This window comes from Helicobacter sp. CLO-3 (assembly GCF_001854545.1).
GTDB lineage: Bacteria > Campylobacterota > Campylobacteria > Campylobacterales > Helicobacteraceae > Helicobacter_B.
The window spans coordinates 41,974-65,305 of the sequence record NZ_MLQN01000010.1 but is presented as its reverse complement, the minus strand read 5'-3'; the positions used below and the strand labels follow the sequence as shown (position 1 = coordinate 65,305).

Genomic DNA, 23,332 nt, shown 5'->3' with positions numbered 1-23,332 from the left:
ACCTACCCAGTAACCGTAGAAAATCCATACTTTAGCCTAAAAAACCCAAAGACTTTTGCTAAAATAGAACATCTAAAGTCAGAACTGGCAAAGCATAATATCCCTATATATGGGGATTTTAGAGATTTTCATTTTGAGAAAAAGCATTCTATGGACTTTGGTGGTTATCACCTAAACAGCGAAGGCGCAAAACTCCGCACGCAAAACTTTGTCAAAATGCTAAAAGAGCTAGAAAATAGTGGGGCAATAAAGTTTGATAACTAAATCAAATACCAAAAACCAAAAGATTCTGCTATAATCCCGCGAGCAAATCAAAAAAAGAGCGCATCAAAATAAAGCAAAACAAAAACAAAACAAGCAAATAGCCAAACCAAAAACAACCCAGAATCTAAATATCACAAATATTATTTGCATCCCAAATCCAAAAGCCAAACCTAGATCCAAACAATAGCCTCAAAACCCCGCAAATTCAAAGGAGCCAGCATGTCTTTCTTGGTGAGTGCCATTATCGTTTTTACCGGCGTATTTTTGTTTTATGGCGTGCGCATCATCGCGCAGACCGATGTCGCTATCGTCGAGCGGCTGGGGCGATTTCACCGCGTGATGGAGGGCGGATTCCACATCATCATCCCTGTGATCGACCGCGTCAGCGCCAAAGTCACGATACGCGAGCAGCTCATCGACATCGGCAGGCAGCAAGTCATCACCAAAGACAATGTGAATATCAACATCGATGGCATCGTGTTTTTGAAGATTTTTGACGCAAAAGCGGCGGTGTATAGTGTCAGCGACTACAAACAAGCCATCGCCAACCTCGCCACCACCACGCTACGCGGCGAGATCGGGCGGATAAACCTCGATGACTCGCTCTCCAGCCGCGACAGGCTAAATGCCGCGCTGCAAGTCGCGCTCGGCGATGCAGCGAACAACTGGGGCGTGAAAATCATGCGCGTAGAAATCAGCGAAATATCCGTGCCACGCGACATCGAGCATGCGATGAACCTACAGATGAAAGCCGAGCGCGAGAAGCGCGCCATCGAGCTAAAAGCGCAAGCCGAAAAAGAAGCACTCATCCGCAACGCCGAGGCGCAAAAGCAAGAAAAAGTCCTGCAAGCAGAGGCGATAGAGCGCATGGCGGACGCGCGCAAATACGAGCAGATAGCCCTAGCGCAGGGGCAGAGCGATGCGATGGCGCTGATCGCAGAGCAAATGAGCAAAGATGCTGGCGCGGCGGAGTTTTTGCTAGCAAAAGAGCGCATCATCGCCTTTAATGAGATGTCAAAAAACCCTAGCAAAGACAAGGTGATAATCCCTTACAATACGAGCGAGTTTATAGGCTCGCTTAGCGTGATAGCGGATTTTCTAGGGAAAAAGCAGGGGTAGATTCTGTGGCGTTTGGGGCTTGAGGCGGATTCTATTAAGCAGCGCGTCAGAATCCAAAATCGCAAAAATTAGACCTGCAAAATAGGCATAAAATAGTCCGCAAAATCAAATCGCAGTGAGTTGCAAAATATAGGCGTAAAATTCTTGCGCGCAAAAGCCAGAATCTAAAGTGCAGTAAAAACGCGATAAAAAGCTAAAATATAAAACAAGCTAGAATCTAAGGGCGCGACAGGCGCGATAAAAAGCAAAAAATAACCAAATAAACCAGAATCTAAAAATTGCAAACTTACAAAGAAGGAGCGATCGCATGTCATTTTGGATTATGTGCAGCGTGGGCGTTTTGCTCGTGATTTTGGAGATTTTTCTAGGCTCATTTTTCTTGCTATTTTTTGGGCTTGGATTTTTGGCGGTCGCATTTTTGGGGCTTCTCACGGATTTTGCGTGGTTTGGCATCGCGCCTTTGGTGGTGCAGGCGATCCTTATTTGCATCATCTCGCTTTGCCTTTTACTACTACGAAAGCCGATAAAAAGGCTGTTTCGACATTCTCAAGAGCTTGGCGAGGATTTTTTGGATTCTGGTGGCGAGGGCGAGATACGCGAGGGGATGGTGTATTTCAAAGGCACGCTTTGGAAAATACAAGGCGACGCCTCCGCCTACACAGAAGGGCAAAAAGTGCGCATCAAGGGCGTGAAAAACAGCCGCGCAGAAATCGAAGCATAAGCCAAATCGCCCCCCACAATTTGCTCTTTAATTTTTCAAATGCATGCAAAAAACTAACAACGATTTGAATTCCACAACGATTAATTTGCGAGTTAATCAAACCTACGCAAAACCAAAAACCACCCAGCCCCTGCGCGATTTATTCTTTTTAAAGACGAATTTCAAGACAATTGCAAAACACCATTTCCCAAAACACCAATTTCTAAGGACTTTTATGGATTTTATGCTGGAGTATTATCAGTGGATAAAGGCGGTGCATGTGATTAGCGTCATCGCGTGGATGGCGGGGCTTTTCTATCTGCCGCGCTTGTTTGTGTATCATAGTGAAAACGCCCATGTGAGCGAGTTTGTGCGTATCGTGCGGCTGCAAGAATACAAGCTTTATGCCTATATCATGCGCCCGGCGATGTGGCTTAGCGTGCTTAGCGGCGCGGCGATGATTGCGCTAAATCTAGGGATTTTTAAAAGCGGGATGTGGATACATATCAAGCTCACTTTTGTCGTGCTGCTGCTTATCTATCATATCGCGTGCGGCGTGATAGTCAGCAAAATGCAAAAAGGCACATGCACGAGAAGCGGGCGCTTTTTCCGCGTGTTTAACGAGATCCCGACACTTTTTATGATTATCATCGTGATATGCGCGATGGTTAAATTTTGAGGCAGATTCTGGCGGAATCTGAAGCGGAATCCGAGTGAGATTCTGGCAGAATCTAAATTTGGCGCGGATTTGGCTTGAATTGCGATTGTAACGCGCGGATTTGGCGTTTGGCGAGCGATTTATCAAGGCGAGATTTGGCGAGATTGGGGCTAGATTTTTACGAGATTTTAGGCATTTTAGATTTTGCAAATATTTGCAGATATTTTAAGGAGACGCGATGGCAAAGCTGTGGGCTGGGCGGTTTGCGCTAGAATCTAGCGCGCTTTTGGAGGAGTTCAACGCCTCTATAACTTTTGACAAAAAGCTTTGGCGATACGATATTTTGGGCTCGCGCGCGCATGCTAGGATGCTTGCGCGCATAGGAGTGCTAAGTGAGGCAGAGCGCGCGCAGATAGATTCTGGGCTGGATGCTATCGCGCAAGAGATCGAGCGCGGCGAGTTTGCCTTCACGCTAAAAGATGAAGATATCCACATGGCGATAGAATCCGCGCTCACCAAGCGCATCGGCGATGTGGGTAAAAAGCTGCATACTGCGCGATCGAGGAACGATCAAGTCGCGCTTGATTTTCGCATGTATGTGCTAGATAGCAATATTTCGCTGATGGAGCATTTATCAGCGCTTATTGAAAGCATCTTGGCAATTGCCAGCAAGCACACTAGCACGCTGATGCCAGGTATGACGCATTTGCAGCACGCGCAGCCGGTGAGCCTTGGGTTTCACCTAGTGGCGTGGTGCGCGGCACTCAAGCGCGATATAGAAAGGCTAGAATCTAGTTTTGCGCGCAACAACTACATGCCGCTTGGCTCTGGCGCGCTAGCAGGCACGCCATATCGCAATGACAGGCAGTTTGTGAGCGATGCGCTAGGATTTGCCGCGCCGACGCTAAATGCGATGGATTCTGTGAGCGATAGGGATTTTGCGCTGGATTTGCTCTATGATGTCGCGATGCTTAGTATGCATATTTCGCGCATCGCCGAGGAGCTGGTGCTTTGGAGCAGTAGCGAGTTTGGCTTCATGCAGCTAAGCGATGCGTATGCTACAGGCAGCTCTATCATGCCGCAGAAAAAAAACCCCGATGTCCCAGAGCTTTTGCGCGGTAAATCTGGGCGCGCGTATGGGAATCTCGTGCGCTTGCTAGTCGTGATGAAATCACTCCCGCTAGCGTATAACAAAGACACGCAAGAGGACAAAGAAGCGGTGTTTGACAGCGTAGAATCCGCACTCATAAGCCTAAAAATCCTAAAAGAAGTGCTCGATACAGCTAAGTTTGACAGCAAAAATATGCTAAAAGCGTGCAAAAAGGGGCATTTGAGCGCGACGGATTTGGCGGATTTTTTGGTGACAAAGGGGGGAGTGGCATTTCGCGAGGCACACCATATCACTGGGCTTGTGGTGGCGCATGCAGAATCTAAGGGATGTGATATCAGCGAGCTTAGCGAGGATGAGATACGCGCTGTGTCGAGTGCGATACCACAGGGCGTGAAAGAAGTGCTATCACTCACGCACTCGATGAATACGCGCGACACGCTAGGCGGCACTGCGCCAAGTGCGACAAAAGCGCAGATAAAAGCGCTCAAAAGCTGGCTAAAAAAGATGCAAAAAAATATGCCAGCGCCAAAATGTAGCGCAAAACTCGATACATAAAAGGAACATGATGCAAGAAAATAGCCAAGCTCTAGAATCCAAACAACGCCAAATCGTGAATATGTTTGATGAAATCGCCAAAGATTATGACAAGGCAAATCGGATTCTAAGCCTTGGGATCGATATCTCATGGCGCGTGGATGCGACCAAAAGAGCGCTAAATGCGCTAGAATCCACGAGCGCGCTAAGTGTGCTAGATGTGGCGTGCGGCAGTGGCGATATGATACTACACTGGCAAAAGCGCCTGCGCGCGCTAAATGGCGCACAAAACGCGTATCAAAAAATCATAGGCATCGACCCTTCCAAAGAAATGCTAAAAGCAGCGCATCAAAAAATCCCAGAATCTAGGCTGATAAATGTGGCAACAAATGCTGGCGGGATGGATTTTAATGGGACAGATTCTGGTGCGAAAAATTTAGATTCTAACAACGCGGATTCTAGCGCCAGCACTAGCCCAAACACCGCGCCCATATCACTCATGCTAGGCGAAGCCAAAGATCTAAGCGCGATAGAATCTAGCAGCATAGACATCGTATCCATCGCCTATGGCTTGCGCAATGTGCTTTCATACGAGCTAGCACTTAGCGAGTTTGCGCGCGTGCTAAAAAAAGGCGGCGTGCTCGTCGTGCTAGACTTTTTCAAAAAATCAAAGCCCAGCCTACTTGATAAAATCATAGGGCTTTATACCAAGCGCGTGTTGCCGATAGTGGGCGGGCTTATTTCTAGGAATTTCGCGGCGTATAAGTATCTGCCGGATTCTATGGAGGTGTTTGTGACGCCAGAGGAGCTAAAAGCCGCGCTAGAAAAAGTTGGCATACAAACCAAAGAAATCCGCTCATACAGCGCTGGCATCTCGCATCTTGTGCTTGGCGTGAAGGGGTAAAAAAGGGCAAAATTTTGATAAAATACCCGCGCATTTTCAAAACCAAAGGAGCAAAACCATGAAACAAAAGACCTACAACGCAATTAGAAGCATTGGCTTACGTCTTAAAAAAATTGTTGGCCCAAAAATTTATAACATATTAAGAAAAGCGCCAATGTATTTTATAAATAGACCAAAGCGAGTCCCTGCCATGTCAAACAAAGAGCTAGAATCCGACCGCGCTATGTATGAGCGGCTAAACACCGATACGCGATTTAAGCTAGGCAGGGAGCATGATTATATTTGTCGCTTTGACAAATACGCGCCAAATGGACAGCTAGATAATCAATACTTCATCCAAGATATTTGGGGTGCGCGCAAGGTGTGTGAAAATAAGCCAAGCGTGCATTATGATGTGGGTTCGAGCGTGGCGGGATTTATCGCGCATCTGCTGGCGATGAGGCAAAAAATCGTGCTGATTGATATTCGCGAGATGAATAATGACTTTGACACGCCATTTCTAAATGGAGACAAAAAAGCTAATCAAGAGCTACTAATGGCTAATAATATCGGGGGGGGGGGGGCAAAATGCTGCTAGCCCAGCAAGCCACTCATTAAGCTCGAGCCAATCGGCGGATAATCAAACAGCGCATCAAGGCGGTATAGAATACATCTGCGCTGATGCGACAAATCTCGAAAATATCGCGGATGAAAGTATAGAATCACTTTCTGCTCTTTGTAGCGTGGAGCATTTTGGCTTAGGGCGCTATGGCGACCCTATCAGTCCAAACGCATGGGAGCAAGCGCTCAAAAGCTTCCAGCGCGTGCTGAAAAAAGGCGGGAAGCTGTATTTTAGCGTGCCAGTGGGGCAGATAAGCAAAGTATGCTTCAACGCACATCGCGTGTTTCACCCAGATATCATCATCCAAACGCTAGATTCTATGCAATTGCTGGAGTTTGGCTATATCAAGGGCTTTGATGTGAAAAATGTCATGCGCTATGAATCCGGCGCGCTTAAAGTCGATAAAAACGCGCTAGATTCTATCCCAGAATATCAAGACTGGGGTGATTTTGGGCTTTTTGAGTTTATAAAGATTTAAAGATTTTTGGCGCTCGAGGCATCAAAAATGCTTTGGGCGGCGCATTTATAGCGATTTGGATTCTGCATCGTGTCCTACACAATACATGCCACGCACAAAAGCGCACCTCACACGCAACAACCTTTGCCCAACCACACCCCGCGCAACCACACCCCGCACAATCGCCCCATAATAATCCCCCCTTGCATTTATCTTGCCAAAAGACAATTTTTATTATAATCACCATCTTGCAAATACCAAGCAAGACACAACTACTAAGGAGAAAACATGTTTGAATTACGCAAATTACCCTACGAAAAAGATGCGTTTGGCGACTTTTTGAGCCCTGTGACCTTTGATTTTCACTATGGCAAACATCACCAAACATACATCAACAACCTAAACAACCTCATCAAAGGAAGCGACCTAGAAAACGCCGAGCTTTATGACATCATCAAAAAATCAAGCGGCGGCGTTTTCAACAACGCAGCGCAAGTGTATAACCACGATTTCTACTGGGATAGCATCGCGCCAAAAGCTAGCGAGATGAGTGCTGATCTCAAAGAAGCGCTAGAGCATGCCTTTGGCAGCGTGGATGGATTCAAAGAGAAATTCACCCAAGCAGCGACTACGCTTTTTGGCTCTGGCTGGTGCTGGCTGGTGTTTGACCCCAAAAGCGCGAAGCTTGAGATCATCCAAACAAGCAACGCCGCCACGCCTATCAGCGAGGACAAAATCCCCCTACTTGTGACTGATGTGTGGGAGCATGCGTATTATATCGATCACAAAAACGCGCGCCCGGCGTATTTGGAGAAGTTTTTCGCGCATATTAACTGGGCGTTTGCCTCTAGCGCGCTAGAATGGGCGAAAAAAGAAGGCACAAACTCGATACGATTTTATATCAATGGCTTGCATAAGAAATAAGGGCGAGCAAAGAGTTTGAAACAGGCTCTTGGTGGCGCGTGGCGCATTAGCGCTCGCTTTGTGCGGGCGCATTTTGCGCCGCGAGCCAAAATTTACCGCAAGCCAATTTTGCCAAAAGCATAAGCCTTCCAACACCAAGCTATCACGCCAAAGGAGCGTATATGCCAACTATCACCTTGCAAACAGATTCTGCTACTTATCCTATTTTTATAGATCCCCTCATGAGCCCAGCGAGTGCAGAGAGCCACGCAAGCACAGCACCACAAAATCCACAAATCACATGCGACTCCAAAGCGCTCATCATCAGCAACCCAAAAGTCGCCGGGCTCTATCTTGATAAGATTCTGCCGCGCGTGCGTGCGAGCGAGGTTTTTGTCTGTATCATCCCGGATGGGGAGATGTATAAAAATATGGCGAGCATCGAGCAGATTCTAGCGTGCGCGTTTCAGCATAGGCTTGATAGAAAATCGCTCATGATAGCGCTTGGCGGGGGTGTGATAAGCGATATGGTGGGCTTTGCGAGCGGAATCTATGAGCGCGGTATCGATTTTGTCTCCATACCCACGACGCTGCTAGCGCAAGTAGATGCCTCTGTGGGCGGTAAATGCGGGATAAACAATGAGTGGGGCAAGAATCTAGTGGGACTATTTCATCAGCCAAAGGCGGTGTATGTGGATTCTGCCTTCCTCTCCACGCTGCCTAGGCGCGAGTATAGCGCAGGGATTGCCGAGATGATAAAAATGGCGGTATGCTTTGATGCGCGCGAGTTTGAGGCACTAGAAAAAGCGGAGCTAAACGACCTAGCCACGCTAAATACGCATGTAAAAAGTGCTATTGAGATAAAAGCCAAAGTCGTGGCGCAAGATGAGCGCGAAAGCGGCATACGAGCGGGGCTAAACTACGGGCATACTTTCGCGCATGTCATCGAGAATCTGACGCATTATGCGCGCTTTTTGCATGGCGAGGCGGTAGGCATTGGCATGCGTATGGCAAACGCGCTTGCTGTAAAGCTAAATATGCTAAGCGAGGCAGAATCTAACCGCATCGATGCGCTGCTGGCGCGCTATGGGCTAGATATGCACTATGAGATAGAGGATGTCGAGGCGTTTTACCAGCTCTTTTTCTTGGATAAAAAATCAAGCCAAAGCAAGCTACGCTTCGTGCTTCCGCGAGGATTGGGACAATGCGCGATACTAGATGACATCCCAAAAGAAAAAATCATAGAAGTGCTGGAGGCTTATAAAAGTGCTAGAAGTTTTTAGCAAATAATGCTCCTGCTTTTGAAGCAATGAGGCTTGTTCCAAAAGCTTATATTTCTTTGCAATAGTGATTGCAAAGAAATGCGTTAGGTGCAATAATCTATCACCAATCCCCCCGCGCAAAAAGCACAAAACGCGCAAAAATATAATACAATTGCGCTATAAGATTCTATACCCTTAAGGCAACGCATGCTACTTGAAATCCTGCAAAGCAACGACACGCAAGCCATCGAGCAAGAAATTTCCAAGCGCTTCGTGCGCAATATGGAGTATTTTCACAAGACTTCGCCAGAGCTGTTTGACGCGCTAAAAGATGAGCCCAAACAATACAACCTCCTCATAAATGAAAGTGGCATAAACATCATAAATCTCGCGACTTCAGCGCCAGTGTATCCGCTAGAAAATGGGCGCTCAAGCATGCTTAGAGTCAATGAAGAGCTAAGCCAATCCCCGCTAAAAAACGAAAAATGGCGCATACATTCTAATGGCATTTATCTTGATAAGCTAGATGAGTCAAAGCTGCCAATCACGGGCGAGGCGTGCAATGGCTTTATTGATTTGCTTTTCAAATATGGCGGGATAAAAGAGTATTTTTTGAGTAAAGATTTTTTGCCTTGCACGAGCGTTTATGGGCTTTTGGGCGGGCTATTTTTGGAGTTTATCCGCGAGCGGGGCGTGTTTTTTCACTCGCTTTTGATATTTGAAGAAGATGTGGAGATGTTTCGCATCAGCTGTTATTTTGTGGATTATCCAGCGCTTTTTGCTAGCGTCTCACAAGGTGCTTGCTATTTGTTTGTCAAAGATTTGGTAAATCGCTTTTTCATCCGCAGCTTTTTCTCACGCCAAAAAATCACTAATAATTTTTTGCGCCTAGAAATCAGCCTCTATGACAGTCCCAAAATGGATTCTGCCAAACAAATAATAAACGAGGAATACGCGAGCAATGCGCGCGGCTGGGGGAGCTTCGAAGATGAGATGGTAGGCATAGGCAATACCTTGCAAAACCTGCCGGATAAAAAGAAAAAAAACTACTTTCTCGTGAATCCCAAGCGCGTAGATATGCCGATTTGCGTCGTGGGAAATGGCGCGAGTCTGGATGAGAATCTAGCATTTATCAAAGAAAATCAAGAGCGTATGATAATCTTTAGCTGTGGCACCGCGCTAAAACCACTCAAAAGCTATGGCATAGAGCCGGATTTTCAGATAGAGATAGAGCGCACGGACTATTTGCATGAATACCTTGAGCCCGTGCTTGGCAAAACGCCCCTGCTATGTGGCAATATGGTAAATCCGCGCGCGCTAAATCTTGCAAAAGAGCGGTATTTGTTTATGCGCGGGGGGAGCGCTAGCGGATATATGTTTAAAAGCCCTTATGTGATGGAGTTTTGCGCGCCATTTGTGGGGAATGCGGGATTTGGGCTAGCTGCGCAGCTTGGCAATGAGGTGATAATGTGCGGGCTTGATTGTGGCTATATCAAAGGGCGCAGCAAACATGCCAGCGGCTCGGCGTATGGGGAGGAGGAGGCGAGCATACCAGCAGGCACTATGCGCGTGCGCGGGAACTTCGAGCATGAGGTGTATAGCGATGCGCTCTATCTGCTGTCCGCGCAGACTTTCACGCAGGCTATCAACACGCTAAAGCCAAAAGTCGTGCTAAATCTAAGTGAGGGCGCATATATCGAGGGTGCGCGCCCGACGAAACCGCATGAATTTGCGCTAAAAGCGAATAAAAAATCAAAATTTATCAAGCAAATCAAAAGCTATTTCAGCGAGGATCACGCGGTGGTGTTTAGCGATTTTAGGGATGATTTTTGTCTGGGCGAGGTGAGTGAGTTTAAATCGCAAATCCAAGCAAGCCTTGAGGCGCAGATAAAAAGCAAAAAAGAGCTTTTTGCGTGGGTGGATAGGGTGTTTGAGATGAGTGCGAAAAAAAGTGCCAAATCGCCCTATGTTGGGATATTGTTTGAAGGGAGTTTGGCGCATATCTGCCAGAATCTAATGCTAGCAGCACTGCACCTGCCAAACAATGATGTGGAGGGATTTTTCACCGAGGCGCGCGCACTCATCTCTACCGCGCTAGATAAGATGCTTTTGCGATACAAAATGCTCGCATCGAGGTATTAGGAGTGGTGTGGTTTTTGGCTTGTCATCTTGCTGGCTTATAGAATCTAAATAGATTCTGCTAGATTCTACACAAAAGCCAAAAATGCGAGAATCTAGGCAAGCCCAGTCCAAAATCTAGCACATCAAAATACACAATAATAAAAATAAAAGGCAAAACATGAATGCACTAAAAACCTACCTAGAATCCATCGCGCATATCACACCAAGTGACAAAGAGCATACGCATAGAAGCGCACTAGAGACGCTACTAAACAGCCTAAAAGATAGCATAAATGCCAAAATCCAAATCACGCACGAACCAAATAACGACAAAGAAGACAGAGGCGCGCCGGATTTTCTCATCACGCTAGATTCTCTTGCTTTAGGCTATATAGAAAATAAGCGGGTAAATGATGATTTATACAAAGTCGCCAAAAGCGCGCAAATCCAAAAATACCTAGAGCTTAGCCCTAATATCATTTTGACTGATTATCTACGATTCTTGCTTATCCGCACTGATGAGAAATCAACAAATAGCCTAGATAGTATCCGGGGGGGGCAAAACCACCCATTCTAAAGCGTTTATAGCGCAAGAAATTAGAATCTGCGAATACTCCGCACTACAATCAACCCTCAAAAATAAATCTCTCCTAGAATCCAAATCCAAAGAATTAGAGCAGTTTTTTGCCATATTTTTCTCTGCCACGCCAAAGCCCATAAACACCGCGCTAGAGTTTGCCAACGCCCTAGCTTTACGCACAAGATTGCTAAATGAAAATCTCCTTGCCACGCTAAAACTCGAGCTAGATTCTGAAATTTTAGATAAAAATGTGGCTAGAGTGTATGCAGAGTTTCAAAAAGAGCTTTATAAAGATTTGGGCTTGGATGATTTTTGTGATAGTTTCGCGCAGACTTTGACTTATAGTCTTTTCTTAGCGCGTCTAAATTCTCAAGGTGAGAAAATCGACCTTTATAATGCCAAAAAGCATATTCCAAAATCTTTCCCCCTTATCCGTGAGCTAAGCAATTTTCTCAATACGCTTGATGATTTGGATTCTATCAAATGGCTTTTGGGCGAGATTGTGACGATTGTAAATCATATCGATATAGCCCAAATCATCACCGAGCTAAACAAGCAAAGCGAGAAAAACTTGCTAGGCGAGTAACTTCACAAAGACCCATATTTGCATTTTTATGAGACTTTTCTTTCGCAATACAATCCGCGCTTGCGCGAGCTTAGAGGTGTGTATTATACACCAAGTGCAGTGGTTGGATTTATCATAGATTCTATTGATTTGATTTTGAAAAAAGACTTCAAACAAAGCGGACTAAAAAGCGCGCTAGATTCTGAATCTATCACGCTGCTAGATTTTGCCACAGGCACCGGGACATTTTTGTTTGAAGCGTTTAAAAGAGCCTTGCAAAATATTCCAAAAAATAGCCCAAAATACAATCCAAAAGCGCTTTTAAATCGATTTTTTGGCTTTGAATTTCTCATCGCGCCTTATATCATCTCGCATTTGCGTATTTCTCAAGCCTTTAGCGAGGCAAACGAGTTTAACGCGCCACTAAAAGACAATGAACGAATCGGCGTGTATCTCACAAATACCTTGCAATATCTGCATTTGCAAACTTACAAAAAAGACCAAGCAAGTGTGTTTGATACTTTTAAAAGCGAGCTAGAGAAAGAATTTGAAAAAGCGCAAGAAACCAAAGAAAAAGAGATTCTTATAATTACTGGGAATCCACCCTATAATGGCTCAAGCATCAATGCCTATGATTACACATTTACCAAAAATGGCAAAGCCCAAAAGCTAAGCAAAATCCAAGCGCATTATTTCTACTGCGGACTTGATGAAAGCAAAAATCCAATACATATAAATGAGAAAAATCCAAAATGGTTGCAAGATGATTATGTAAAATTTATCCGCTTTGCAGAATCTAAAATCCAAGAGCAAGATTCTGGCATTATCGCCATTATCACAAATCACAGCTTCCTAGATAATCCCACATTCCGCGGTATGCGCTGGCACTTGCTAAATAGCTTTGATAAGGCGTATTTCCTTGATTTGCATGGCAATGTAAAGAAAAAGGAAAAAGCCCCAGATGGTAGCAAGGATGAAAATGTCTTTGATATACAGCAGGGCGTGGCGATAAGCGTATTTATAAAGCTAGATTCCAAACACAAAGCAAAACCTGCAAAAATCTTTAGCGACAAAGAGCCACAAATCGAGTGGCAAAGCTACGCAAATGAGCCAAAATGCGAAGTATATCATTATGATTTATTTGGCAAAAGAAAGGATAAATACGCATTTTTGCAAGACCAAAGCCTAGAATCTATCACTTGGCAAAAAATCAATCCAAAGCCACCATTTTATCTTTTCATCCCACAAAATGAGAATCTAAAAGCGGAATATGATAAAGGCTGGAGTGTGAAGGATATTTTTAGGATTTCTGGTGTGGGAATTTGCTCCAAAAGAGACCATATAGTATTTCAAAATTCTAAAGAAAAATTAAAAGAATTATTGCAAGATTTTATAACTCAATCAAAAAGAATATATCAGAACAAAATGGGATATCGGAACAGATTCTGGCGGCTGGAAATTAGAATGGGCAATAAATGCAGTCAAAGAAAATCAAGATGATTTGAATAACCACATAATACAGTGTAATTATCGACCTTTTGATATGCGCTGGACTTTTTATATTAATAAAAATTGTGGCTTTATGGCTAGACCAGTTTATGATGTATTCGAGCACTTTTTACCAAGCACGCATAAATCGTCATTGCGAGGCGAAGCCGAAGCAATCCATAATTGCAACAAATCAGATTCTAAACATGGTGATAATTTAAGTTTGCTTACCTCAAGGCAAACACAGGTTATAGGAGATGATGAGTTTAATACTACATTTGTGAGTGATAAAATAGTAGATTTAAATTTTTATCGCAGAGGTGGCGAGGCTGTCTCTCCGCTGTATCTAAAAAACACAAAAACAGCACAAAAGAATCTAAAAAAGCAAACAAACCTTTTTGAAGAAGATGACATATTTCAAGGTAAAGATAAAATAGAAAATTTTACACCAGAATTTAGAGAGTTTATAGATTCTAAATACGGCGAGCATTTTAGCCCGGAGGCGATTTTGGGCTATATTTATGCAGTCCTTTTTCATAAAGACTATAGAGAAAAATATTTGGATTTTCTAAAAATAGATTTCCCAAAGATTCCATTTGTAGAATCTAAAGAAAAATTTTTAGCCCTAAGTGAGCTAGGACAAGAGTTGATAGATTTGCATTTAATGCGCGCATTTATTGGGGGGGGGGCAATAGAAGTGGCTTATTGCAATATTGGGCTAAATGTAGCCAGACAATCGAAACTTCAGGGGAGTTGGCAATATGCGATGGCGACAAATCTGCTAGTGGATTTATCAATGATGGGAGGGGGCAACACAGGGGCAGGACACATATTCCCCCTATATCTTTACAACACGCAGAGGGCGAGGAAGTTTTTATGCAAATAGCCTTAATTTGTGATAGAGGTTGCAAGTTACAACAAATAGATAATTTCTTTGTTTCAAGCAATATTATTGATTTACACTTAGTAGGAAGCGGTAGCTATGCCTTCCCGCTGTATCTTTATAACAGGGGTTAATCATGCAAGATATAGAATCCATAGGTGAGCCATTATATAACCTAGGCGACAAAATTAACATTATCGAAAAAATCTCCTACAATGAGCGCGAGCGAAGGCTTTTTGTCAATAAAAGTTTGTATTTTGATAAAGTCAGCGCGCAAGTGTGGGAGTATAAAATCGGTGGCTATCAAGTGCTAGATAAATATCTCAAATCCCACAAAGGCGAGGAGATAGACTACAACCATTTTCAAAAAGTCATCCAAACATTGCATAAAAGCCTAGAAATAGAAACAAAAATCGCCAAAATCGCGCTTTAGATTCTAGCAGAATCTAACAAAATCCAGCAAGGCGCGAGATTATAAAACAAAAGATTGCAAGACAAAAAATAGTAAAGCAAAAATTGCAAACAAAAATAGTAAAACAAAAGTCGCAAGCCCTGCAAGATTTGCAAGATTGCCTATTTCCTCTCTTTCACAAGTGCGGCTTCTAGCACTTGGCTTATTTCATCAGCGGGGATTATCTCCATGCTTTTTAGCACCTGCGCGTCGATATCGCCCAAGTCGCGCTCATAGTTTTTGCGCGGGATTACCACCTTTTTTATCCCGGCTTTGTGCGCGGCGATGAGTTTTTCTTTGAGCCCGCCGATAGGCAGCACATCGCCCGCTAGCGTCAGCTCGCCAGTCATCGCCACATCGCCGCGGATAGGGATGTCGCACAAAATCGAAGCAATGACGCAAGCCATAGCGATGCCAGCACTTGGACCATCTTTTGGCGTGGCGCCCTCTGGCACATGCAGATGTATATCATAGTAGTTATAAAATGGCTTAGATTCTGCTCCGCTAGCGCCTTTGCCGCTTTTTTTGGATTTTGGCACGCTGGATTTGGCGGGAGTTAGCTTTTTGTCATCTAGCAGGAGTTTCACCACAGAATGCGCGATTTTAGCGGATTCTTTCATCACATCGCCAAGGCTTCCTGTAAGCATCAAATCCCCCTTGCCTTGCAGCTTGATAGCCTCGATTTTTAGCATATCACCGCCCACACTCGTCCATGCCAGACCATTTATGATACCTATGCGCGGCTTTTTGCGCGCCGGATCGATTTCAAACACGATTTTATCTAGAAAATCCGGCAGCATTTTTGGTGTGATAGTCAGCTTTTTGAACTTTGGATTCTCCAAAATCTGCGTGGCGACTTTTCGCATGATGCTAGCTAGTGTGCGCCTAAGCCCGCGCACGCCCGCCTCCCTCGTGTAGCGCTCGATGATTTCACGCACACTCTGCGCGCTTAGCTCCATATCTTTGTCGCTCAAGCCATGCTTTTTGAGCTCTTGGGGGATGAGGTATTTGTGCGCGATTTGCTCTTTTTCTTGCGGTGTGTAGCTAGATAGCTCGATAAACTCCATCCTATCGCGCAAAGGTGCCGGGATAGTGGCTACTTCATTGGCAGTGGCGATGAAAATCACTTGACTCAAATCAAGGCTAAAATTCGTATAATAATCGCGGAAAGCGACATTTTGCTCGGGATCTAAGATCTCCAAAAGCACGCTAGTAGGGTCGCCGCGCACACCGCGAGATACTTTGTCTATCTCATCTAGCACCATCACGGGATTCATCTCTTTTGCCTCGATGAGCCCTTGCACGATGCGCCCGGGCATTGCGCCTATGTAGGTGCGCCTGTGTCCGCGAAGCTCATTCACATCCTCGAGTCCGCCGAGCGCCACGCGCACAAGCGGGCGCCCGATAGCTTTGGCGATGGAGTTGGCAAGGCTTGTTTTGCCCACGCCCGGAGGTCCATAAAAGCACAAAATCGTGCCCTTAGCGCGCGTTTTTTCTGCGGTGTTTGCGCCAGAATCTGACTTGTCAGAGCTTTTGTTAGAATCTGCCTTTGTGGATTCTACCTTTATAGATTCTAATTTGGATTCTGCGCCGCTTTTTGTTTTGGCATCTTTTCCAGAATCCACTTTTCCAGCCTCCGCCTTTTTCGCCTGCTTTGCTAGCAGCTCTCTTACTGCAAAATACTCGATAATGCGCTGTTTTGGCTTAGTTAGCGAGTAGTGATCGTTATCGAGCTGTTTTCGCACCTTTTTTATTGATAGCTCCTCTTTGGCATATTTTCCAAAAGGGATTTCTAGCACCCACTCGACATAGTTTTGCAAAATATTCGCATCGCCGCTGTCTTGGTGCATACGCGATAGCCGCGATATTTGCTTATCTATCTCTTTGTAAGCATCCTCGTTTAGATAGGGTTTGATAGATTTTAGCTTTTCTTTGTAGCGCTCGATCTCCTCATCGCGCTGGGTGTCGGTGCCTAGTTCTTTTTGGATTTGGCGGAGTTGCTCTTTTAGAAAATATTCGCGATTGGTTTTTTCCATTTTGGAATGCACGCGCGATTTGATTTCTTTTTGCAGTTTCTGCGCTTGGATTTCTTGGGCTATGAGATCGATTAGCATCATCATACGATCTTCGATACTATCGCTCGCAAATAGCTTATACGCATCATCTTTTTTGAGTCGCAAAGTCGAGGCGACAAGGTCGATGATGCGATTTGGGTCGTTTGTCTCCTCGAGCGTTTTTAGCATCTCTGGTGGAAATTGGCTGATATTGGCATAATTCTGCACGCTCTCATACAAAAACTTCATCATCGCTTCGACGCGCCCTACATTGAAGCCTTTATACTCGATGATATCCACCATCGCCTCTATTGCTTCATCCTCCTCATCGCTCTCAATACTTAGCACCTTGGCTATCGCCTTGCCTTGCACGAGAATCTTTATCCTGCCATCAGGCAATGACACTTTGCGCAAAATCTTACACACCACGCCCACATCATAAAACTCACCCTTGTCTTCATCGCTATTTTTGCTACAGCACACGAGCACGAGGTCATTTCTATCAAGCGCTTTGTTGGCGGCTTTGATATTGCGCTCGCCATAGGTGAAAATAGGCACGATAGCAAAAGGATAGGTGAAATCATCCTCTATTATGACAGGTAAAATCGTTGGAAAATCGTTTAGGCTGTTTTGCATTTATACTCCTTTTATTATTTGTTGTTGGATTTGTGAAGCAGGCAGCGTGAGGCAGAATCTAGATTCTGGATTCTAAAATCTAAAATCTAGATTCTGGCGGGCTAATCATGCTTGCTAAGCTTAAAGGCTCGCCAAATTATTACGCCCGCCAATTGCCTATCAATTTACGCCCACCAAGTTAAGCTTACCAAGTTGTGCTTACCAATTAAACATCCGCACATACCACGGCAGATGCGAGGGCTTTGGCTTTGTGGCGGATTCTAGGTCGCTGTCGATGCGATCTTGATATTTCTCCATCGCCTCTTGTTTGCGCTGTTTTTTATAGACATTGACGATGCCCTTGTTTAGCTCGTTTTGCCCTAGCACAAACCGCACTTGCATCGTCTGCACGAAAGGCACATATCGGCTGTTTGGAAATCGCTCCAGAAATGTATCAAACTCCATTAAACTAACAGAAAAAAACTCTTGGTCTTTGCTAGAATTTTTGATACCATAAAAGCGGCTTTGGAGTTTCAGATACGCGACATAGTCGGCATTTCTAGCCGTGGCAAAGCGTTTCAAATACTCATCAAAATAAAACTCCGCTAGTATATATTCCTCTTTTTTCATATGCGCCTGCCCCAAAATCAGCATCGCCTCTGGCAGCAATGGCGAGTTTATATGCTCGCTTTGCAATGACGCATAAAAATTATCCGCGCCCTCAAGATTCCCAAACTTTATCTCTTTCAAAATGCTTTGATACCAATACATCGCGGGCTTGTTAAACTCATTATTCTCTTTTTTATCACACGCACTTATGAAAAGTGCTAGCGCGCAAATCCCCACTACAAACGCCACGCGCGCGCAGAATCTCGCCTTGGCGACTTTTTTATTTTTATCGGCGATATTGCTTTGGATTCTGCTAATTTGGCAAGCATTTATTTGCGTCTGCATTTGTAGCCCATTTTGCATTGGTGGCCTTTGATAGATTTAGATTCTAGTTATAAAAGCGCGATTATATCTATTTATCTGCTATTATGCAACTTTAGAGTATAATGCCTTTCTTTATTTTTGCGCCTTTTGCGCGCCCGCCGCATCGCATAAGCGCGCGTATTTTGCGCTATTTGGGGGATATTATGAAATTTATGGCAAATTTTAAATGCAATCACACGCCAAGCTCGATTAAAGCGTATTTTGACATTTTCAATGCTTTCACCTTTGATGCCGGCTTTTTTGATAAGCATGAGATAGTGTTTTTTCCGCCGTTTTTATCGCTTGGCGCGGCACTTGATTTTGCCAAAGTAGGCAAGATAGGCACGCAAAACGCATATCCCGAGCAAAAGGGCGCATTTACCGGCGAAGTAGGCATAGAAGCGCTAGAATCTAGTGGCATAGGCATCGTGCTTGTGGGGCATAGCGAGCGGCGCGCGCTTGGCGAGTCTCAAAAGCTCCTCGCGCGCAAATGCGAAGTCTTCGCGCAAGCGGGCTTTGGCGTGGTGTATTGTGTGGGCGAGAATCTAGCGGTGCGAAAGTCTGGCATGCGCGCTGTGGAGGCGCATTTGCGCGAGCAGTTTGCCGGGATAGATTCTAGCTTGCCAAATCTCACTATCGCCTATGAGCCTATCTGGGCTATCGGAAGCGGCGTGAGTGCGAGCGCGCAGGAGATAGAGGAGACGCATGCGTTTTTGCGAAGTCTCACGAGCGCGCCGCTGCTGTATGGCGGGAGTGTGAATGCCAAAAATGCTAGAGAAATCCTAAGCGTAAAAAATGTCGATGGGCTGCTAGTAGGAAGCGCAGCACTCACACCACAGGGCTTTTATGACATCATACAAGAGGGGACAAAAGCAGAAGGAGCAAAAGCGCAAAAGTAGATTCTGGCTGTCATTGACTAAAGAAACTGCGCTTTGCTTGTTTTGCTTAAAGAAACTTTGTTTTGCGAGCAACGCATAAATCGCCCATCCGTCATTGCGAGGATTCGCAGAATCCGAAGCAATCCATATTTCAGCTTCAAAGCATTTTCTTTAATAGATTGCTTCGTCGCTTCGCTCCTCGCAATGACGATTTTTAGATTCTAGTGCGGCTTGACAAAACCAAACGCCAAAATATCAAACATCAAAGGACGCCAAATGACAAACCAAAGCCCAAAGCCAAGCCCCACGCTTTCATCGATAAAAGAAGCTATCGGCATCACCAATGACATTGCCAGCGACTTCGCTATACACGCACTCGCGCCACTAGAGCATGGCAGCGCAAACGATGTCAGCTATATCGACCAAGCCAAATATTTCGCCAGCCTCGCAGAATCCAAAGTCGGCGCGGTGCTCGTGCGAGAGGCGGACTATGAGGCGCACAAAGCATTATTTCCTAGCCATATCCAGCCGCTTTTTGTGGCAAATCCGCATTTGGCATTTGCGCTTTTATCGCATCATTTCGCACTAGATGAGTTTGCCACGCCACACGCCAAAAGCGCAGAATCTAGCCCCGCTATACATGAAAGTGTCACGATAATGCAAGGCGCCTACATCGGCGCGGATGTGAGTATCGGCGCAAACACCACGATAATGCCCGGCGTGGTGATAAGCGATGGCGTGCGTATCGGCGAAGATTGCACGATATTTCCAAATGTCGTCATCTACCGCCAAAGCGTCATAGAAAATCGCGTGAGAATCCACGCAGGCAGCGTGATAGGAAGCGATGGCTTCGGATACGCGCACACAAATGATGGCAGACACATAAAAATCGAGCACAATGGCATCGTGCATATCCAAGATGATGTCGAAATCGGCGCAAATGTCACGATAGATAGGGCGGTGTTTGGCGAGACGCTCATCAAAAAGGGCGCAAAAATCGATAATCTCGTGCAAATCGGGCATAACTGCGTCATCGGCGAGCATTCTTTGCTCGTCTCGCAAGTAGGTCTTGCTGGCTCGACGACTACGGGGCGCAATGTCGTGTTTGGCGGGCAGGCGGGCACTGGCGGGCATATACATATCGGCGATTTCACGCAAATCGCTGGGCGCGGCGCCGTGGGTAAAAATCTGCCGCCAAACACCAAGTGGGGCGGGCATCCGCTCATGCCGCTTGATGAGTGGATGAAGTTTTATGTCTCATTGCGAAGGATGCTGAAAAAAGAGGGCAAATAGCGGGCTGTGATTAGGATTTGGAGCAAATGGGGTTTGTGCGATTTGGATTCTGCGGTTTTTGCAATTTTTGCGATTTGATGATTTTGTGATTTATGTGGCTTTGGCGCGCTAGATTCTAGTTTTTGCGCTTAGATTTTGGCGTTTCTAGGGGTTTTGCGCCTAGATTCTGGTATTTTTCAATATTTTGCGCACAACATCTTTCTCGCCCACAGATTTTTTCTCGCGCACAACATCTTTCTCGCTCGCAGAATCTAGCCACGAGCTAGCCACTTTTGGCTTATATTTTGCATCTAGATTCTATGCATAAACAAAAGCAGAAAATGAAAGTAAATCAAAGCAAATGAGATTTGTGACAAAACTAGCCACGCCCAGAATCTAAAAAGCACGCAAAATACGCGCTTTGACAAGATACTTGTATATACAAGTATTTAAGAATACATTAAATATTTTGTGCTATACTTCTGCGCTTTATCGCATGGGCTGTGCGCGCTGTATTGTCGCGCGCTTTTTGCGCTAGATTCTGGCAAATATTATGCTTTAGTGCTAATTTATAATTTTAGGAGATTTTATGAGATTTTTTGCCTTGTTGATATTTTCATTTTGTTTATGCCTAGCTGCGAGGCCGCTAGATTCTGGCAGAGCCGCGACTTCTACGCCTTCGGCGGATTCTTGGGATTCTGCAGAGTATGAGGGAGAATCCAGCGAGCAAAACCCCGAGGCGACGCAAGAGTCAGCCACAATGGTAGTCAATGATATGCTCTCCCAAATCCAAGACCTTACCAAAAACTCCAAAAATATGGTAGGGCTCACCGAGCTGCTAAATGGCGCGGATAACAACTACTCGCTACAAGCAGCGCTCCTGCAAGTAGCCTCTGCCAAAAAAAATACCACCATCGCCAAAGCATCATTCCTGCCACGCCTAGATATAGACTATGCGTATCAATACACCTATAGAAGCTTGCAGAGTGCTAGATCGACTTTTGGCGATAATGTAATGGATTTTGGACAAATGGGAAATTACCAAAACCAAGCAGCAAGCGCGCGCTTTTCGCTTGATCTTTTTAGCGGATTTAGCACACTAAACCAAATACGCGAGCGCAGCGCGACTTATCGCTCTAGTATCGCAGATGCCGAGCATACCAAACAGCAAATATATCTGCAAGTGATACAACAATACTATAGCTATTTCAACAACCTCTCCCAGCTCCTCTCACTCGCAAGACAGCTAGAAGAAGTGCAATCGGATTTAAAACGCGTAGAGCAGCTGTATCGCTCCGGGCTTTCGACTATCGATGACATGGAGTCTTTGCGCTCGCAAGTCTCATCTAGCGAGTATCAAATCGCTAGCATGAAGCTAAGCGTGGAGGAGAATATCCTTATGCTAAAATATCTTACAAACCTCGAGTTTGATGGGCTAAGACGCGAGGATATCGCTACACCAGCGCTCAAAACCGACATAGAAAGAGCAGATATCACCTCACTAAAAGAGCAGATAAAATCTCTCAAATACCAAAACAAGCAGCTAAACTATTTCCCAACTATCACGCTTGCAGATACTTATACTTGGAATGTGCAAAAGCCTGCTTATGTCACAGCCACGGGCGCAAACCCTTTCCTTGTGATACAGTTTCCTACGCATTCTAATGTGCTAAGCATCACTGCTACGCTAAAGCTCTTTGATGATATAGGACTTACGCTCCAAAAGCAATATATGAAGCTAAACCAGCTCTCCCAAGAAAAACAGCTAGCCTACAGGCAAGCAGAAAAAACAAAAGATGAGATTCTCTACCGCCGCAGGCTAGAAGTGGCTAGAAGTCAGATCCTTTCATCTGAAGCGAGTCTCAAATCTGCCAATATTTCATTTGATAATGTGCGAAAAAGGTATAATAACCAGCTCGTAAATTTTACCGACTATCTGCGCGCGCTAAGCACCAAATACAACGCCGAAGCGACTTATAACCAAGCGCTAAATAACTATGAGCTGCAAAAGGCAAACTATATCTTTTATAGCGGGCAAACCATACAAGAATATGTGAAAAAATAAGGGTGCAAAATGGGGCTGTGAAACAAGACTTTGACAAAAGCAAAGCGCAAACAAAAGCACCACAAAACCAAAAAACCAAAAAGGCAAAGAGAAAACAAGCAAAAGGAGAATCTGTGAAAAAGTTTATCACTACGATGATTTGCGCTATCGCGTGCGCTGGTGCATTGCAGGGCGAGGATGTGTATGCTATTTTTAACACCAAAGCGGTGCAGGATTCAAACCTCACCCTAGATTCTAGTGGCACGATAGATAAAATCCATGTCGATGTGGGAAGCGTGGTAAAAAAGGGTGATGAGCTTTTGAGCCTTGCCAATAGCGATAAAGCCGCGCAACTCCAAGCGGTAAAAGAGCAGTATATCTTCGCCAAAAAGCAATACGAGCGCTACCAAAAAAGCAAAAGCGTAGTCGATAAAAACACGCTAGACCAATACTACTCCAACTACAAAAAGCTAGAAGCAGACTATGATTATTACCAATCGCTTTATAATAGAAGCATACTAAAAGCGCCATTTGCGGGCACGATAGCAGAGAAAAAAATAGAGCTTGGCGATGGTGTGAATGCCAATAATACGATTTTGTTTCGCCTAGTGAGCCATGAGAAAAAAATCCTCATACAATTTGACTCCAAATACGCAAATATCGTGCGCCCGGGCGATGTGTTTGAGTTTTATCTAGGGGGCGATGGTATCAAAAGGACTACCACCATCACCAAAATCTACCCCACCATCAATGAATCCACGCGCAAAGTAAGCGCTGAAGCGATGATAGATGACTCTATAAAGCCCGGAATCTTTGGCGATGGCTTCATCAAACCGCGCGCAGATTCTGCAGAATCTAGCCAAAATGGCGCGCAAAACGCCAATGCCAACGCCAGC

At 45.0% G+C, this 23,332-nt stretch carries 17 protein-coding genes and 2 pseudogenes; 17 read left to right on the top strand and 2 right to left on the bottom strand.

The window, feature by feature from the left end:
* The 13 genes and pseudogenes from BKN38_RS11035 to BKN38_RS04055 form a co-directional block, all read left to right on the top strand.
* The coding region (locus BKN38_RS11035) for a hypothetical protein (protein WP_176754195.1) at positions 1–264 on the top strand (264 nt) is incomplete at its 5' end.
* 219 nt (positions 265–483) lie between these two features.
* A complete protein-coding gene (locus tag BKN38_RS04125) occupies positions 484–1,383 on the top strand; it encodes an SPFH domain-containing protein (RefSeq protein ID WP_066454865.1) in 900 nt (299 codons plus the stop codon).
* Between the two features lie 307 nt (positions 1,384–1,690).
* Positions 1,691–2,104 carry a hypothetical protein gene (locus tag BKN38_RS04120; RefSeq protein ID WP_066454862.1) on the top strand — a complete coding sequence of 138 codons (414 nt, stop codon included), beginning with the start codon at positions 1,691–1,693 and terminating at the stop codon, positions 2,102–2,104.
* A gap of 214 nt (positions 2,105–2,318) precedes the next feature.
* Positions 2,319–2,762, top strand: coding sequence for a protoporphyrinogen oxidase HemJ (gene hemJ / locus BKN38_RS04115; protein WP_066454860.1), 444 nt, complete (start codon positions 2,319–2,321; stop codon positions 2,760–2,762).
* Between the two features lie 217 nt (positions 2,763–2,979).
* Complete coding sequence (gene argH / locus BKN38_RS04110; protein WP_066454858.1) at positions 2,980–4,407, top strand: argininosuccinate lyase; 1,428 nt, start codon at positions 2,980–2,982, stop codon at positions 4,405–4,407.
* 10 nt (positions 4,408–4,417) lie between these two features.
* Entirely contained in the window at positions 4,418–5,290 is an 873-nt protein-coding gene (locus BKN38_RS04105; RefSeq protein WP_233712892.1) for a class I SAM-dependent methyltransferase, read from the top strand.
* A 190-nt stretch (positions 5,291–5,480) separates the two neighbouring features.
* Positions 5,481–5,867 carry a hypothetical protein gene (locus BKN38_RS04100; RefSeq protein WP_143000200.1) on the top strand — a complete coding sequence of 129 codons (387 nt, stop codon included), beginning with the start codon at positions 5,481–5,483 and terminating at the stop codon, positions 5,865–5,867.
* A complete protein-coding gene (locus tag BKN38_RS04095) occupies positions 5,833–6,369 on the top strand; it encodes a DUF268 domain-containing protein (protein ID WP_082942493.1) in 537 nt (178 codons plus the stop codon). The genes BKN38_RS04100 and BKN38_RS04095 overlap by 35 nt, the downstream gene beginning before the upstream one ends.
* 267 nt (positions 6,370–6,636) lie before the next feature.
* The gene (locus BKN38_RS04090; protein WP_066454843.1) at positions 6,637–7,272 is read left to right on the top strand and encodes a superoxide dismutase; all 636 of its coding nucleotides are present in this window, start codon (positions 6,637–6,639) and stop codon (positions 7,270–7,272) included.
* Between the two features lie 161 nt (positions 7,273–7,433).
* A complete protein-coding gene (gene aroB, locus BKN38_RS04085; RefSeq protein WP_066454841.1) occupies positions 7,434–8,534 on the top strand; it encodes a 3-dehydroquinate synthase in 1,101 nt (366 codons plus the stop codon).
* A gap of 186 nt (positions 8,535–8,720) precedes the next feature.
* The gene (locus tag BKN38_RS04080; RefSeq protein WP_066454839.1) at positions 8,721–10,655 is read left to right on the top strand and encodes a 6-hydroxymethylpterin diphosphokinase MptE-like protein; all 1,935 of its coding nucleotides are present in this window, start codon (positions 8,721–8,723) and stop codon (positions 10,653–10,655) included.
* A 157-nt stretch (positions 10,656–10,812) separates the two neighbouring features.
* A pseudogene (locus tag BKN38_RS12260) lies at positions 10,813–14,153 on the top strand (type ISP restriction/modification enzyme).
* 133 nt (positions 14,154–14,286) lie between these two features.
* Complete coding sequence (locus BKN38_RS04055) at positions 14,287–14,583, top strand: type ISP restriction/modification enzyme (protein WP_066454829.1); 297 nt, start codon at positions 14,287–14,289, stop codon at positions 14,581–14,583.
* A gap of 140 nt (positions 14,584–14,723) precedes the next feature.
* Here the strand turns inward: BKN38_RS04055 and lon are convergent, their stop codons facing one another.
* Entirely contained in the window at positions 14,724–17,291 is a 2,568-nt protein-coding gene (gene lon / locus BKN38_RS10585) for an endopeptidase La (RefSeq protein ID WP_070957696.1), read from the bottom strand.
* A gap of 198 nt (positions 17,292–17,489) precedes the next feature.
* Complete coding sequence (locus tag BKN38_RS04045) at positions 17,490–18,242, bottom strand: outer membrane protein assembly factor BamD (protein WP_233712894.1); 753 nt, start codon at positions 18,240–18,242, stop codon at positions 17,490–17,492.
* Between the two features lie 164 nt (positions 18,243–18,406).
* On the opposite strand from BKN38_RS04045, the gene BKN38_RS04040 reads away from it, so the two are divergent.
* The 4 genes and pseudogenes from BKN38_RS04040 to BKN38_RS04025 all read left to right on the top strand — a co-directional run.
* Positions 18,407–19,141 carry a triose-phosphate isomerase gene (locus BKN38_RS04040; protein ID WP_066454871.1) on the top strand — a complete coding sequence of 245 codons (735 nt, stop codon included), beginning with the start codon at positions 18,407–18,409 and terminating at the stop codon, positions 19,139–19,141.
* A 255-nt stretch (positions 19,142–19,396) separates the two neighbouring features.
* Positions 19,397–20,413, top strand: a complete 1,017-nt coding sequence (gene lpxD / locus BKN38_RS04035) for a UDP-3-O-(3-hydroxymyristoyl)glucosamine N-acyltransferase (protein WP_082942491.1) — start codon at positions 19,397–19,399, stop codon at positions 20,411–20,413.
* A 568-nt stretch (positions 20,414–20,981) separates the two neighbouring features.
* The gene (locus tag BKN38_RS04030) at positions 20,982–22,457 is read left to right on the top strand and encodes a TolC family protein (protein ID WP_066454824.1); all 1,476 of its coding nucleotides are present in this window, start codon (positions 20,982–20,984) and stop codon (positions 22,455–22,457) included.
* Positions 22,458–22,591: 134 nt separating this feature from the next.
* Positions 22,592–23,275, top strand: a pseudogene (locus tag BKN38_RS04025) (efflux RND transporter periplasmic adaptor subunit); the annotation flags it as partial.
* Positions 23,276–23,332 lie beyond the last annotated feature (57 nt).